Genomic DNA, 270 nt, shown 5'->3' on the forward strand with positions numbered 1-270 from the left:
TGCACCGCGAAGCCGATCCGGTTGGCGTCGCCGCGGCGCGTGGCGATGAGGGCGAGGTCCTGGCGATCGAAGGTGTAGTGCCGCGCCAGCCCATCGCGATCGACCGGGATGCCGAACAGGCGCGCGCGCTCCGCCGTGCTCAGAAGCGACCGTCTTGCCATCGTCCCGCTATGCCCGAACCGTCCAGGAAAGGTCGCGGTCGAAGCTAGACAGTGCGGCTTAACGGGACATAGTTGGTGGACGGGATCGAGGCGCGTCGCGGATCGTCGG

At 68.1% G+C, this 270-nt stretch carries 1 protein-coding gene; it reads right to left on the reverse strand.

Annotated features, from left to right (window positions below; translation table 11 throughout):
- The coding region (locus KZZ07_RS26945) for a DUF4158 domain-containing protein (protein WP_219520037.1) at positions 1–161 on the reverse strand (161 nt) is incomplete at its 3' end.
- Between the last annotated feature and the right edge of the window lie 109 nt (positions 162–270).

Origin of the sequence: Mameliella sp. CS4 (assembly GCF_019392335.1) — a bacterium.
Lineage (GTDB): Bacteria > Pseudomonadota > Alphaproteobacteria > Rhodobacterales > Rhodobacteraceae > Antarctobacter.